The sequence below is a fragment of the Brenneria sp. g21c3 genome (genome assembly GCF_040240345.1).
Classification (GTDB): domain Bacteria; phylum Pseudomonadota; class Gammaproteobacteria; order Enterobacterales; family Enterobacteriaceae; genus Brenneria.
On record NZ_JBEIAB010000007.1, the window covers coordinates 159,020 to 175,236 of the forward strand.

The window sequence follows — 16,217 nt, forward strand, 5'->3', positions numbered from 1 at the left end:
TTCTGGACGTTACCTTCAATACCGCCTGCGCGGATTTTGCGTTCAGGCGAAAAGGCGATTATGACAATATTTCCCCGCGTGCTGAATTTTTTGCGTCGATCCCCATCGCCCTGGCATGACATTTTACCGGTAAGAGGCGAGCTGTTCGGCATGGAGCGCCTGGAACAACACGGCCGCACGCTGGCGGAGGCTCAGCCGGTGACGCTCTCGCCGCCCGCCGTGCTGTCTTTGCACCATCGTTTGGACGATAACGCCAAGGTGTTACTGACCGCGTATCGCGCCAGCGCCGCTGAACTGGAAAAGGGCGGCAGCGTGGTGCCGGCGGCGGAATGGTTACTGGATAACTATCATCTGGTGTCGGCTCAGATCCGTGAAATCCGAGAAGATCTTCCGCCGCGCTATTACCAACAACTGCCGAAATTATCGCAGGGGCCATTTGCCGGTTATCCGCGGGTCTTCGGTCTGGTCTGGGCGTTCATTGCCCACACCGACAGCCATGTCGATCCTGAAGCATTACGCCGTTTCATCATGGCGTATCAGGGGGTACAGCCATTGACCATCGGGGAACTCTGGGCCGTCGCCATTACCCTGCGCATCGTGCTGATAGAAAATTTGCGTCGCCTGGCCGATCAGATGACGGTCGGGCGTCAGGCTCGCGCCGAGGCCGAACGGGTCGCCAACCGTCTGCTGCTGGCGGGCGATGGACAGTCCGCATTGGCGAAGGAGATCGCGCGTCATAATGATGCGCCGCTATCCGAGACGTTTGCGGCGCAACTGGTGAAGCGATTACGCGATCAGGATCCGCGCACCACGCCGGCGCTGGGGTGGCTGGAACAGCGCCTGAGCCAGCAGGGGCGTACGATGGACGACGTGGTGCAAAACGCGCAGCAGCGTCTGGGCGTGTCGAATGTCACCGTGCGCAATATCATTACCAGCATGCGGTTAATTTCCGATATCGACTGGGCGACGTTTTTTGAAAGCGTCAGTCTGGTGGATGCGCGTTTGCGGGCCGGCAGCGCGTTTGCCGAGATGGATTTCACCTCGCGCAATTTATATCGCAGCGCCATTGAGCAACTGGCCCGACGGGCGCCTTGCAGCGAGCTGGATATTGCCGAAAAAGCGCTGTTGCTGGCGCAGAGCGTACCCGCCTCGTTATCGCCGGACGATCCTGAAGGGCGGCGGCGTGAACCCGGTTATTACCTGATAGCGGAAGGGCGTCCGCAGCTTGAAAAGGTCATTGATTTTCGCCCCGAACTGCTGCTGCACGTTAACCGTTTTTCACTGCGCGTGGGGATGGCCGGCTATGCGGCGGCCATCGGCTTTTTTACCGCGTTATTGCTCGCCGGCGCGTTAGTCGTCTTGTCGTCTCCCGCCGTTTCGCTCGTCTGGCTGATAGGGATCGGTTTCGTCTGTCTGATTCCATTTTCTGAAATCGCCACCGTCTGGGTCAACCGGCTGACGGCCTGGCTATTCGGCGCGTCTCCGCTGCCCGCGCTGGAACTGCTGCAAGGCATCCCGACGCATTGCCGAACGCTGGTGGTGATACCCACGCTGCTTTCCAGCGAGCAGGATATTCTGCAACAGGTCGAACAACTGGAGGTGCATTACTTATCCAGCGGCCAGGGGGATATCACCTTTGCCTTATTGACCGATGGCGTCGATGCCGACAGCGAACAGCTGGACGGCGACCAACAGATGCTGACGCAGGCGTCCGGCGCGATACAGCGGCTCAATGCCCGCTACGGCGCCGGCGATCGTTTTTTACTGTTGCACCGTAAACGGTTGTTCAATCGCAGTGAAAATCTGTGGATGGGCTGGGAACGCAAACGGGGCAAGCTGCATGAGCTTAACCGCCTGTTGCGCGGCGCCGACGATACCAGTTTTATCCCGGTCGGCGGGCTGGCCGTTCATGTTCCGCCGGATGTCCGCTATGTGATTACGCTGGACGCCGATACCCGTTTACCCAGAGATACGGCCTTAAAATTGATCGGCAAAATGGCGCACCCGCTCAATCGACCTCGCTGGGATGACGACGGCCGACATATCGTCGCCGGTTATGCCATTCTGCAACCGCGCATTACCCCCTCACTGCCCGCCGGGCATGAAGGCTCGCTGTATCAGCGTATCTTCTCCTCGCCGGGCGGCATCAATCCCTATGAGGCGTCGGTCTCCGATGTGTATCAGGATCTGTTCGGCGCCGGTTCCTACACCGGTAAAGGGATCTACGATGTCGATGCCTTCGAACGCGCGCTACAGGGCCGCATTCCGGAAAACAGCCTGCTGAGTCACGATCTGTTTGAAGGCACCTATGCCCGTTCGGGGCTGGCGTCGGATGTCGAACTGGTCGAGGCGTTTCCCTCCCGCTATGACGTCATCGTAAAGCGGCAACACCGCTGGACGCGCGGCGACTGGCAGTTGTTGCCGTGGATCCTGGGACTGAAGCGCACGGCGTCAGGCAACGTGGCGCATCTGTCGGCGCTGGGCCGCTGGAAAATGACCGACAATTTACGCCGTTCGCTGTTGGCGCCCAGCCTGCTGTTGATGTTGTTTTTCTGCGGCGTATTGCCGCTGACGCTGGCCTGGAAAGGGTTTGCGCTGGTACTGCTGGTGCTGGCGTTCCCCGCCTGTCTGCCTGCGCTATGGGATTTCATTTCCCGCGGCCTGCGCGGCGTAACGCGTCAGCAGCCGTTTAAGCAAAGTCGTCCTTTGCGGCGCCTGTTCAGCGATCTCAAGATGGCGGCAATGCAGATTTTTCTTTCTCTGGCGTTTCTGGCCGATCATAGCTGGCGGGCGCTTGATGCGTTGATTCGCACGTTGGTTCGCTTGACGATCACCCGGCGGCATTTGCTGGAGTGGACCACCGCGGCGCAGTCGGGGCGCGATCCGCGGCTGACGCTGACGGGTTTTTACCGGCGAATGGCGGGCGGCTTGTTGCTGAGTCTGGCGGTAGCGGGATGTGCGCTGACGTTGTCGCCGGCGAACTGGCCGCTTTGGCTGCCGTTGGCGTTGTTATGGCTGGCGGCGCCGGCGCTGGCGCTGTGGGTCAGCCGGCAACCATCCATGACGCGTCAGGAAAAAATCGGCGAGGTTGATAAACGCGCCTTGCGATTAACCGCACGGCGAACCTGGCGTTTTTTTGAAACCTTTGTCACCCCCCTCGAACATTACCTGCCGCCGGATAATTTTCAGGAACAGCCGAAACCGGTTATCGCGCATCGCACCTCGCCGACCAATATCGGTCTGTATCTGCTTTCCACCGTGGCGGCGCGCGATTTCGGCTGGATCGCGATGGCGAATGTGGTCGAACGGCTGGAAGCGACGTTAAATACCCTGGATCGCTTGCCGCGTTTCCGCGGCCATTTTTTTAACTGGTATGACACGCGGGATCTTCAGACGCTGTTGCCGGCCTATGTCTCTTCTGTGGATAGCGGCAACCTGGCGGGTAATCTGATTGTTTTGGCGAATAGCTGCGAGCTATGGCAGGAGGAGAGCTGGGTCAGGGATATTCGCACGCCGCTGGCCGATCATCTCCAGTTGATCCGCGAGTCTATGGCACTGCATCGTGAAACGCAGGGCGATCTTTCGCTACGACAGCGGTTAGGCAAAATAGACGCCTTGCTGGGAAGTAAACTGCCGCCGGAACGCCTGTTATCGGAATCGGTGCTGCAACTTGACCACCTGTTGCGACAGACGCAGGCGCTGTTGCCGCCGGCGGACGATCAGGCCGCCGCCGAACCGCTTTTCTGGCTGAACGCCGCCCGCGATATGCTGACGGCGCATCAGCGCGAGTACGACGATTCCGCCGCCGCGCGCTATGCGCTGGTGGTGCGTTTGCAGGATCTGGCGTTTCGTTCGCGCGCGCTGGCGATGGAAATGGACTTCGCGTTTCTGATCGATCCTGAGCGCAAGCTGTTGTCGATCGGTTATTTAACCCTGGAAAATCAACTGGATGCCAGTTGTTATGATTTGCTGGCCTCTGAAGCACGCTTAGCCAGCCTGTTCGCCATCGCCAAAGGCGATGCCGGCACGCGTCACTGGTTCCGGCTGGGGCGTGCGTCGGTGATGACCGGGCGCGGTTCGGTGTTGATGTCCTGGTCGGGTTCGATGTTCGAATACCTGATGCCGTCATTGGTGATGCACGCGCCGGTGGGTAGTCTGCTGGAGCAGACGACGCGTCTGATTGTCGCTCAGCAGCAGGCATATGGTCGCTCGTTATCGGTTCCCTGGGGCATTTCCGAGTCGGCGTATAACGCCCGTGATATAGACTTTACCTATCAGTATTCCAATTTTGGCGTACCCGGTCTTGGGCTAAAGCGCGGTCTTGCCGATAATCTGGTGATCGCGCCCTATGCCACCGGTCTGGCGGCGATGGTGGATCCGCTGGCCGCCTGTCGAAACTATGAGCGTCTGGCGGCTATGGGCGCTTGCGGCCGCTATGGTTTTTATGAAGCGCTGGATTTCACCCCTTCGCGTCTGCCGGAGAATCAAAAGCAGGTCATTGTTTATAGCTTTATGGCGCACCATCAGGGAATGACGCTGGTCGCCCTGGCCAACACCCTGCACGACGGCAAGATGCGCAGCCGTTTTCACCGCGAGCCGGTGATTCAATCTTGCGAGTTGTTGTTGCAGGAAAATCTGCCCGCGCATGTCGCCATTGCCGAACCGCAGCCTGAGGATGTGAAAGTCGGCGCAGGAGAAAACCGCAATGAGGCCGCCACGCTGCGCTGCTTTTCCGCCACGCCGTCCGGCGCGCCCATCACTCATTTACTTTCCAACGGCCGTTACGCCGTGATGCTGACCACCACCGGTTCCGGCTATAGCCGCTGGCGCGAGCTGGCGATTACCCGCTGGCAGGAAGATGCGACGCGCGACAACTGGGGGAGCTTCGTGCTGTTGCGGGACGTTCGCAGCGGCAGGATCTGGTCTGCCGGCGAGCAACGTCAGTTAAGCGAATCGCCGGGCAATTTACCGGTGCCGTCCGGTATCATCGGCAGCAAAATCGGCGTGCCGATGCACCGCTATGATGTGGTGTTCGGCGAAGACCGCGCTTCCTTTATCCGCCATGAAAAATCACTGACCACCAAGATGGATGTGCTGGTCTCCGGCGAAAGCGACGGCGAGGTTCGACGGGTAACCCTGACCAACAGCGGACGGCGACAGCGCGATATCGAGCTGACCTCCTATGCGGAAATCGTGCTGGCGACGCCCGCCGCCGATAGCGCCCACACCGCGTTCTCCCGGCTGTTTGTGCAAACGGAATATCTGGATGAATTCTCCGCGCTGATCGCCACCCGGCGCCCCAGAACGCCGGGCGAGCAGCCGGTGTGGGCCGCGCATTTCGTGGTGCTGGAAGGCACTGTCGGCGGAAAAATGCAGTATGAGTCGGACCGGGCGCGCTTTATCGGTCGCGGCAAGTCGGTGATGAACGCGGATGCGATTTCAGGCCGTCAGCCGTTGTCCGGCACCACCGGAACCGTGCTTGATCCGATTTTCTCGCTGCGTCAGCAGGTGCGCGTTCCTGCCGGCAAGACCCTTCGTCTGGCTTTTTGGACCGTGGTGGCGGCGTCGCGTGACGAGCTGATCGACGTGATAGATAAACATTACGATCGCAGCGCCTATGAACGTGATAAAACCTTTGCCTGGACGCAGGCGCAGGTGCAGTTGCGGCATCTGGGCGTGAAGGCGGAAGAAGCCGCCGACTTTCAGCGTCTGGCGGCGGCGGTGATCTATGCCGATCCGCGTTTCCGCGCTTTGCCGGAACTGATCGTAGAAGGGGCGGGCGTGCAATCCGGCCTGTGGCCGATGTCCATCTCGGGCGATCTGCCCATTGTGCTGCTGCGCATCGATGATATCGGCGATATGGCGCAGGTTCATCAGCTACTGAGGGCGCATGAATACTGGCGTATGAAGCTGCTGAATGTGGATCTGGTGATCGTTAACGAACGCGCATCTTCCTATATTCAGGATTTACAGATCGCCATTGAAACGGCGATCCGCAGCAGTCAGTCAAGGCCGCGTCTGGGCGGCGTCTCAACGCGCGGCGAAGTCTATGCGTTGCGCGCCGATCTCATGTCGGCGCCAGCGCGGGCGCTGCTGTTATCGGTCGCCCGGGTTTCGCTCACCGCCCGGCGCGGACTGCTGGCGCGTCAGTTGGAATTAATCCCTTATTCGCCGCCGCTATCGCGTCCGTCTCGCGCGTTGCAAGCGGGCGCTCCCGCCCGGACGCCGTTGCCCGAGGGACTGGAGTTTTTTAACGGTATCGGCGGATTCGCCCGTCAGGGGCGCGAATATGTCACGGTGCTTGATGCCGAACGCGCCACGCCCGCGCCGTGGATCAATGTTATCGCCAATCCGACGTTCGGGTTTCAGGTATCGGCGCAGGGCAGCGGCTATACCTGGGCGGAAAACAGTCGTGAAAATCAGCTCACGCCCTGGGGAAACGACGCGGTGATCGATCCCGGCGGCGAGGCGCTGTACGTGCATGACGACGCCAGCGGCATGCTGTGGACGCCGACCGCATGGCCGATCAACGACGGCGGGCGCTACATAGCCCGCCACGGCTTCGGCTATAGCCGCTTTAGCCATCACGCCAACGGCATTGAACTGGATTTATTGCAGTTCGTCCCGCTGACGGACGCAATCAAGATATCGCGTCTGCGTCTGCATAATAGGTCGACGCAGGCGCGCCAATTGACCATTACCGCTTATGCCGAATGGGTGCTGGGCGCGTCGCGCAGCGCCAATGCGCCTTATCTGCTGAGCAGCGTGGAGCCGCAAACCGGGGCGATGCTGGTCCATAATCCCTGGTCGGGCGGTTTCCCCGGTCGGGTCGGTTTTGCCGATTTATCCGGCTGGCAGTCGTCGTTTACCACCGATCGAACCGAGTTTCTGGGACGTAACGGCGATATGCAGGCGCCGGCCGCGCTGGTGGAGAACACCCGGCTGTCCGGCGAGACGGCGGCCGGACGCGATCCCTGTAGCGCATTGCAAACGCACATCAGCATCGCGCCCGGAGAACAGGCGGAGATCGTCTGGTTTATCGGTCAGGAAGCCTCTACGGCGCTGGCCGTCAATCTGATTGAAAAATACCGGGAAATCGATCTTGACCAGGTGCTGAGCGGCGTTGAAGCGCATTGGGCGGCGGTGACGGGCGCGGTACAGGTCACCACGCCGGACAGATCGATGGACATCATGCTCAATGGCTGGTTGCTTTATCAGACATTGTCATGCCGTATTCAGGCTCGCTGCGGGTTTTATCAGGCCAGCGGCGCCTACGGTTTCCGCGACCAGCTCCAGGACGGCATGGCGTTAACCTTTTCCCGTCCGCAGGAGACGCGCCGTCATCTGCTGCGCGCCGCCGGACGACAGTTTGCCGAGGGCGACGTGCAGCACTGGTGGCTGCCCCATACCGGCGCCGGGGTCAGAACGCATATCTCCGACGACCGCGTCTGGCTGGCATTCGCCGCCGCAACCTATGTGCAGACCAGTCAGGATCGCGCGGTGCTTGATGAACCCATAGCTTTTCTTGAGGGGCCGCCCGTCGCGCCGGGTGAACATGACGCGTTCTTCCAACCGATGCCGTCAGAGGAATCGGCTTCGTTGTTCGAACACTGCGCGCGCGGCCTGGATCAGTGTCTGTCGCTGACCGGCGCCAACGGTTTACCGCTTATCGGCGGGGGCGACTGGAACGATGGCATGAACCGCGTCGGCGAAGGCGGCAAAGGGGAGAGCGTCTGGCTTGGCTGGCTGCTGATTCGCACCATCGCTATCTTCGCGCCGCTGGCGGATGAGCGCGACCCCGCGCGCGCCGCGCGCTGGCGCCGTCACGCCGAGTCGGTGCGCCAGGCCATTGAACGGTCGGCCTGGGACGGCGCCTGGTATCGGCGCGCGACCTTCGACGACGGCAGTTGGCTTGGCAGCCATCTCAATGACGAGTGCGCCATTGATGCGATTGCGCAATCCTGGGCGGTGCTTTCCGGCGCCGGCGATCCCGCGCGCGCGGCGACGGCGATGGCCTCTCTGGAAGAACATTTGATTCGCCCGCATGATGGTCTGGCGCTGCTGTTCACGCCGCCGTTCGATCGCACCGCGCAGGATCCCGGTTACATCAAAGGTTATCCGCCCGGTCTGCGGGAAAACGGCGGACAGTACACCCACGGCGCGATTTGGTCGGTGCTGGCGTTTGCCCAATTGGGCCAGGGCAACAAGGCCGGCGCGCTGTTTTCCCTGCTTAACCCGATCAATCACGGCGCGACGCCTGAGCAGATCGCCCGCTACCGCGTCGAGCCTTACGTCATCGCCGCCGATGTCTATTCCGTCGCGCCCCATAGCGGCCGGGGCGGCTGGACCTGGTACACCGGCTCGGCCGGCTGGCTGTACCGCTCGGGCATTGAGGGCATTCTGGGGATAAGGCGCGAAGGTCAGCTATTGCTGCTTTCTCCCTGTATTCCGGACTATTGGCCGGGTTTCGAGGCCAGTATTGTTCTGGGGGAATGCCGCTATCTGGTCAGCGTGGTGAATGAAAATCACCGCTGCCGGGGAATATCGCAGGCAACGCTGGATGATAAAGTCGTCTTGATTAACGACGAAAAAGTACAAATTGAATTAGCAGAGGGCGATCACCATATCAGGCTGACGTTATAAATATGGGCGGATAAATGGATAATGCGGGGCATTAATTTTATTAATGCCCGCCATTAAAAATAATGGATTGACGCACTGGCGGAAGAAAGCGATAAAAATTAAATAAGGCATACCCGTTATCTTTCAAGTTGCCGCTGCGGTGGTCATATTATTCGGCCTCTCTATGCGCCGCGCTTGTGTAAAGGGCCAACGCGTTGCGATGTTCAAAATGATAACGCCTGGTCCGCATCTCGAAATCCATTGGGTATATTTTTTTCGGCGGATATTCATTGCCGAATATAACAACGTATTGGCTGAGGAAATAAATATGTTACAAGTGAATGGCGAACGTCTGTGGCAAAGCCTGATGGAGATGGCGAAAATCGGCGCGACGGCCGCGGGTGGGAATACGCGTCTGGCATTAACCCAGGAAGATAAACAGGGGCGTGAACTGTTTATGCAATGGTGCCGGGATGCCGGCATGCGCACCTATTTTGATGCTATTGGCAATCTGTTCGCGCGCCGCGAAGGGAAAAACCCGCAGGCTAATCCGATAGTGATCGGCAGCCACCTTGATACGCAACCGAAGGGCGGTCGGTTTGACGGCATCTACGGCGTATTGGCGGGGCTGGAGGCGATACGCACCCTGAACGATAAAAACGAAATCACCGAACAACCTCTGGAAATCGCCGTCTGGACTAACGAGGAAGGGGCGAGATTCACGCCGGCGATGTTGGGGTCCGCGGTATTTACCGGCGCGTTGGCGCTGGAAAATGCATTAGACATTACCGATGGCGACGGCGTCAGCATCCGCCGGTCGCTTAACGACATCGGCCATGCCGGGAATACGCCGTTGGCTCGCACCTTTGATGCCTACTATGAGGCGCATATAGAGCAAGGCCCGGTGCTGGAAGATGAGGACATCACGATCGGCGTGGTGACCGGCGGGCAGGGGATATGCTGGTTGGATATCGATGTGGTCGGCGTTGCCGCCCATGCCGGTACGACGCCGATGAAATCCCGGCGCGACCCTCTGTTCGCGGTGGGAGAAATGTTGGTCGCGCTGGAGCGATCGCTAAGCAATAGCTTTCCCGGCGGATTATTTACCGTCGGCCAGATGGCCATCCCGGGGTCGTCGCGTAATACCATTCCGAGCAAGGTGCGATTTACCGTGGATTTGCGCAATCCCGACGATCGGATTCTGGCGGCGATGGAAAGCAGCGTGCGTCAGCAGTTAAGCGGGATTGCCGCGGCGCGAGGATTAACGCTCCATATTGAGCGGCATTGGTTAAGCCCCGCCACGCATTTTGACGAAAACTGTATCGCCAGCGTACGTACCGCAGTACAGGCATTGGGGTATTCCTGGCGGAATATCATCAGCGGGGCGGGACATGATGCGATCAATATGGCGAAACATTGTCCGACGACCATGATCTTTATTCCCTGCGCCGGCGGTATTAGCCACAATGAGCGCGAAGCGATATCCGCGGCGGACGCGGCCAAAGGCGGCGACGTGCTGTTGAATGCGCTGCTGATTCGTGCGGCGCAGAGCAAAGCGCGCTCTTCATTCAATTAACCCTGCTCGATCCATCCTGACCGGCGGCGCGGCGAGTTATCGTCCTGCCGCCGGCCGCGGTTGTGCGGATAAGGCGCGATGGCTTTTTATTTCAGGTCTATGATATTTCCCACGGTATCTTTTCTGCTGTGATCATTAATACATCATCTTTTCCCTGCGTTTTTATTACGTCTGGTTAATTCTCATTATTTTTTTATTTGGCGATATCGTCAGGTTTTAATATTTCGTTGTGACTTGTTGGTGCAGACTATGCACCCTGCTGGCGATTTTATTAAATAATTGCACCCTAATGGCGTTAAATAATATAAATCAGGATTATACGATGCATTAAATATATAAAATTGACGAAAAATGGTGGTTGGGGAAGAATAGGTTTCAAGGGAATGTTTATATTATCCATAAGCTTTAGCAGAATTAATGTTAATTCGTTTTTATCGAACGGGAAGATTGTCAGCATTTTTCATCGCCGCCCCAAGGTAATCGATGAAATAAGTATTTTGTATTCGTCATGTATGACCGCGTCGTCGTTTTTATTTGTGGCGTATGAAAAAGATTATTTAACACTTTGGAGCAAATGATGAAGAACCCCTCTCAACCTTCCCGTAATGGCGGCCAGATCCTGTTGGAGCAACTGCGCGAGCAAGGCGCCCGACGGATATTCCTGGTGCCGGGCGAGAGCTTTCTTCCGTGTATTGATGCGTTCAACGAGCATACCGACCACATTCAGTCGGTGGTCTGCCGGCAGGAAGGCGGCGCGGCCTACATGGCGGAGGCCTACGGCAAAATGACCGGCGAGCCGGGCATCTGTATGGTGACGCGCGGGCCGGGCGCGACGAATGCCTCGATCGGCGTGCATACCGCCTATCAGGACTCGACGCCGATGATTCTGTTCGTCGGGCAGGTGGGGAACGATTTCATTGAACGCGAAGCATTTCAGGAGATCGACTACCGCCGCATGTTCGGTCAGATGGCGAAATGGGTGGCGCAGATCGACCGTACCGATCGGATTCCGGAATACGTGGCGCGGGCTTACGCGGTGGCCACCAGCGGCCGTCCCGGCCCGGTGGTGCTGGCGCTGCCGGAGGATGTATTGTGGGGCGCGTCGGATGCCGCCGTGGTGCCAGCCCGCCCGCGGTTGGATACCTATCCCGGCGCTACGCAGATGGCGGAACTGGAAGCGCGATTGAAGCAGGCGCAGCGTCCCTTTCTACTGGTGGGCGGCAGCGGCTGGAGCGCGCAGGCGCAGCGGCAGTTACAGCAGTTCGCCCGCCGTTTTGATTTACCGGTCGGCGTCGCCTGGCGCCGCCTGGAGTGCTACGACCAGCGCGACGAGCAGTTTGTCGGCCATGTGGGCTACTCGATGCATGACGCCCTGCGCCGGCAATTGCGTACGAGCGATCTGATCATCGCCGTCGGTACGCGTATCGGCGAGGCCACCAGCGAAGGCTATAGCTGGATCGACGCGCCGATGCCGCAACAAACGCTGATTCACATCTATCCGGACCCGGAAGAATTGGGGCATGTTTATCGTCCCGCGCTGGCGATCAATGCCAGCGTCAATGCCTTTGCCGCCGCGCTGCAAGCGCTGTCGCCGCAGAGCGAGCCGGTTTGGAAACCGCTGCGCGCGCAAGCGCGCGACGCCTATCTGGCAACCCTCAGGCCTTTATCCTCTCCCGGCGCGCTGAGCCTCGACCGGGTGGCGAATATCGTCGGCGAGGTGTTGGACGGTCAGGGCTGCATCACCGTCGGCGCCGGCAACTATGCGCTGTACCCGCATCGCTATGTTCCTTTCGCCGGGCTGGGCAGTTCGCTGGCGCCGACGGTCGGGGCGATGGGGTACGGGCTGCCGGCCGCCATCTCCTACAAACTGGAGCACCCGCAACGTCCGGCGGTTTGTTTCGCCGGCGACGGCTGTTTCCAGATGAACATGCAGGAACTGGGCGTCGCGCTGCAATACCAGCTCGGCGTGGTGGTGTTGGTCTTTAACAACGGTATGTGGGGCACTATTCGCGCGCATCAGGAACACCATTTCCCTGAACGGGAAATTGCGCTGCGCTTCAGCAATCCGGCGTTTGCCCGCCTGGCGGAGGCCTATGAAGGCTGGGGCGTGGTGGTTGAGGAAACCGACACGTTCGAGGCGGTATTCCGTCAGGCGTTGCGGTTTGCCGAGGAAAAACGGCGTCCGGTCATCATTGAGCTGTGTTATGACGGCGACGGCATCGCGCCCGGCGTGCTGCTCAGCGATATACGGCAACAGGCGAAAGTAAAACAGGAGGAAGAGGCATGAGCGACTATTCCCTGACGTACTGGCGGCAGGCCGCGGCACAACTGAAATACGAAGGACGCGCCTGGATTGGCGCGGGTTACGCCGATGCGGAAAACGGCGCGGTGTTGCCCAGCGTCAATCCGGCGACGGGCGAAAAATTGGTCGATATCGCCGATTGCGGCGCCGCCGATGTGGATCGGGCGGTACGCCATGCCCGCCAGGCATTCGACAGCGGCATCTGGTCGCGCCGCGCCCCGGCCGAGCGGCGTAAAACGCTGGAGCGGCTGGCGCAACTGATGGAAGAGAACAGTGAAACGCTGGCCCTGCTGGAAACGCTGGATATGGGGAAACCCATCAGCGACAGCATGGCGTTTGATATTCCCGAATCCATCCGCTGCCTGCGGTTTTATGCCGGCGCTATCGAAACCGCTACCGATGAGGTGCTGCCTACGCCGCAGGATGTGCTGGCCACGGTGGTGCGGGAGCCGGTCGGCGTGGTGGCGGCGGTGGTACCCTGGAACTTTCCGCTGATGATCGGCTGCTGGAAACTGGCGCCGGCGCTGGCGGTGGGCAACAGCGTGATAGTTAAACCGGCGGAGCAGTCCAGCCTCAGCATCTTGAAACTGGCCGAACTGGCTCAGCAGGCCGGGCTGCCCGACGGGGTGTTGCAGGTGGTCACCGGTCGCGGCGCGGTCACCGGTCGCGCGCTTGGTTTGCATAACGAGGTGGACTGTCTGGCCTTCACCGGCTCCACCGCCACGGGTAAACATTTTATGCGTTACGCGGCCGATTCCAATTTGAAGCGCGTCTGGCTGGAATGCGGCGGCAAGTCGCCGCATCTGGTATTCGCCAACTGTCGGCGGCTGGAACAGGCGGCGGCGGTCGCGGCGGCGGCGATTTTCGTCAATCAGGGCGAGGTGTGCATCGCCGGTTCGCGGCTGTACGTGGAAGACGCTATTTACGAGCCCTTCATGGAACTGTTGTTGCAGGAGGCGCTGCGCTATCTGCCGGGCGATCCGCTTGATCCGCAAACGCGAGTCGGGGCGATGGTCGATCGCGCGCAGCATCAGCGGGTGACGGACGGCATCGACGAGGCGCTGAAGGCCGGGGCGCGCTGTCTGACGCCTCTGCCGGCGCAGGCCGGCGGGCTGTTTATGAATCCGACCATTCTGGCCTGCGACAACGACAATATTGCGATGCGGCGTGAAATCTTTGGTCCGGTGCTGGGCGTGTGCAGGTTCAAGGGCGAAGAAGAAGCGCTGGCGCTGGCCAACGACACCGACTACGGTCTGGGCGCCGGGATCTGGACTGACGATCTTAGCCAGGCTCACCGCGTCGCCCGGCGTCTGAATAGCGGCATGGTCTGGGTTAACTGTTATGCCGACGGCGCGATCACCATGCCGTTCGGCGGTCGCAAGCAGTCGGGGTTCGGCCGCGACAAGTCGGTCCACGCGCTGGATAAATACACCGACCCGAAATCGACCTGGATTCAACTTGCCCGCTGAGCGGATGCCGACGGAGGAGAAGAACGATGTCTTTACATCATAATGCTTTGGCCCCGCTGATCGCGCAGCTATTGCAGGTGGAAACCGCCACGCTGGGCCATCTGCTGGATCAGGGGTTCATGCACCCCCAGCTACAGTGCGTACTGCCGGAGGGCGTGCGCTGCTGCGGTCCGGCGCTGACCGCGTCGCTGCCGGAGAACGACGGCTACAGTTTGCCGCTGGCGCTGGCGGCCGCGCGTCCGGGAGACGTTTTGGTCATCGAGCGCGTCAATGACGATCGGCATGCCTGCTGGGGGGCGGTCATGACGGCCGCCGCGCGGCAGGCCGGGATTGCCGCGGTGATCCTGGATGGCTACATCACCGATTTGTCCGCTATTCGCGCCGAGAACTTTCCGGTCTGGTGTAAAGGGCGATCGCCGCTGACCACCAAACGGGGGAAAAACGGCGGTACGGTCAATCAACCGGTGATCTGCGGCGGCGTACCGGTTTGCCCCGGCGATATCGTGCTGGCCGATGAAAACGGCGTGATTGCATTGCCCGCCGCGCAAATTACGCGCTACGTGGAGGAAGCGATCCGCATTCAGCAGCGAGAGCCGCTGATCATTGAGAAACTGCGGCAGGGATTGAGTCTGGCCGAGATTTACCGCCATCAAAACTGACATTTTTACTAACGCTGTATGGGGATCGTGAACATGACACTGAAAAAATCGCTGCTGGCCTCGCTGCTCGGCGCCACGCTGGCTTTTTCCGCACTGCACAGCGCGCCGGCGCTGGCCGGGAAAGCCGATGATACGCTGAACGTGGCGTTTTCCGATGAGCCAGAACCGCTGGACTCTTACAAAATCGCCGGCCGCCAGGGGTTGATCATCGCCCGTCACATCTATGACGGCCTGTTATACAAAGATCTGAGCAGCGGGGAGATCAAACCGGCGCTGGCGGAATCCTGGAAATTCACCGATGACAAAACTCTCGAATTTGCGCTGCGCAAAGGGGTTAAATTTCATAACGGCGCCGACTTTAACGCGGATGACGTTATCACCACGCTGAACACCGTTATCAAACCGGCCTACGGCACGCGTTTTCAAATCTCCGTGGATTGGATCGCCAGCGTGGAAAAAGTGGATGACTATACCGTGCGTATCCACATGGCGAAGCCGTTCGCCGGCGCGGTGGAAATGCTGGCCGACGCGCTGCCGATCTACCCGCATGCCTACTTCGCCGAAAAAGGTTCGGCGGGCATGGCGGAGCAGCCGGTCGGCACCGGGCCGTATAAGCTCCTCGAGCAGACGCCGGGCGTTCGCTATGTGCTTGAGCGTTTCGACGATCACTATGCCGGCAGTCCGAAAGGAAAGCCGGCGATTAAACGCATCGTGATCCGCACCATCCCGGAGATGAACACGCAATACGCCGAACTGATGTCCGGCAAGCTGGACTGGATCTGGCGTGTTCCCCCTGACCAGGCTAAAAGGCTGGCGGGCCGGGTGACAATGATCAATGCGCCGATCATGCGTATCGCCTACGTCAGTCTGGCCACGGGCAGCGCGGCGGATACGCCGATTACCCATCCGCTGGTTCGCAAGGCCATGCTGCATGCGGTAAACCGCCAGCAAATCGCCAAGGTTTTCGGCGGCGAGTCTTCCCAGGTGCTGAATTCCGCCTGTAATCCGTTGCAGTTTGGCTGCGAGCAGGATGTCGCCGTCTATGGCTACGATCCGCAAAAAGCGAAAGATTTGCTGAAAGAGGCCGGTTATCCGAATGGTTTCGAGTTGGAAATGGTGTTTTCCGCTATCCCGCGTCCGGTGGCGGAAGCGGTCTCCTCCGATCTTGCCAAAGTGGGTATTCGCGTCAGATTAAATGAAAACCAGTTCGCGGCGGCGGTGCAGAAGTGGCGCGCCGGCACGCTGCCCGCGCTGATGTCCAACTGGGGCAGCTACGGCATCGGCGATGTGGCCTTTATTCTGTCTAACTATTTCGGCGGCGGCGATGACGATATGGTCAAAGACGCCCAGTTGGCGGCCTGGCTGAAAACGGCGGATACCTCGCCGGATAGCGAGGTGCGTAAACAAAACTACAGCCTGGCGCTGAAAAAGATCGCCGACCAGGCCTATTGGATACCGCTGTATAACTACAATATCAACTACGGTCTGTCGAAAGATTTGAACTTTACGCCGCAGCCTGATGAGTTCGCCCGCTGGTGGTTGTCGAGCTGGAAGTAATCCTTATTGCCCGCCGCGGCGGGCATGCTTCA

The 16,217-nt window shown here is 59.6% G+C and carries 6 protein-coding genes; all 6 read left to right on the forward strand.

Features of this window, described 5'->3' with window-relative positions:
* Positions 1-60: 60 nt before the first annotated feature.
* The 6 genes from ABRZ28_RS13125 (at position 61) to ABRZ28_RS13150 (ending at position 16,185) form a co-directional block, all read left to right on the forward strand.
* Entirely contained in the window at positions 61-8,643 is an 8,583-nt protein-coding gene (locus ABRZ28_RS13125; RefSeq protein WP_330520464.1) for a glycoside hydrolase family 94 protein, read from the forward strand.
* A 307-nt stretch (positions 8,644-8,950) separates the two neighbouring features.
* Positions 8,951-10,198, forward strand: coding sequence for a Zn-dependent hydrolase (locus ABRZ28_RS13130; protein WP_330520465.1), 1,248 nt, complete (start codon positions 8,951-8,953; stop codon positions 10,196-10,198).
* 574 nt (positions 10,199-10,772) lie between these two features.
* On the forward strand, positions 10,773-12,485 hold the full coding sequence (locus ABRZ28_RS13135) for a thiamine pyrophosphate-binding protein (RefSeq protein WP_330520466.1): 1,713 nt from the start codon (positions 10,773-10,775) through the stop codon (positions 12,483-12,485).
* Positions 12,482-13,969: an aldehyde dehydrogenase gene (locus tag ABRZ28_RS13140; protein WP_330520467.1), complete on the forward strand. Its 1,488-nt coding sequence runs from the start codon at positions 12,482-12,484 to the stop codon at positions 13,967-13,969. Before ABRZ28_RS13135 ends, ABRZ28_RS13140 begins: the two co-directional genes overlap by 4 nt.
* Before the next feature lie 26 nt (positions 13,970-13,995).
* Positions 13,996-14,628 carry an RraA family protein gene (locus ABRZ28_RS13145; RefSeq protein WP_330520468.1) on the forward strand — a complete coding sequence of 211 codons (633 nt, stop codon included), beginning with the start codon at positions 13,996-13,998 and terminating at the stop codon, positions 14,626-14,628.
* Between the two features lie 33 nt (positions 14,629-14,661).
* Positions 14,662-16,185: an ABC transporter substrate-binding protein gene (locus ABRZ28_RS13150; RefSeq protein WP_330520469.1), complete on the forward strand. Its 1,524-nt coding sequence runs from the start codon at positions 14,662-14,664 to the stop codon at positions 16,183-16,185.
* Positions 16,186-16,217 lie beyond the last annotated feature (32 nt).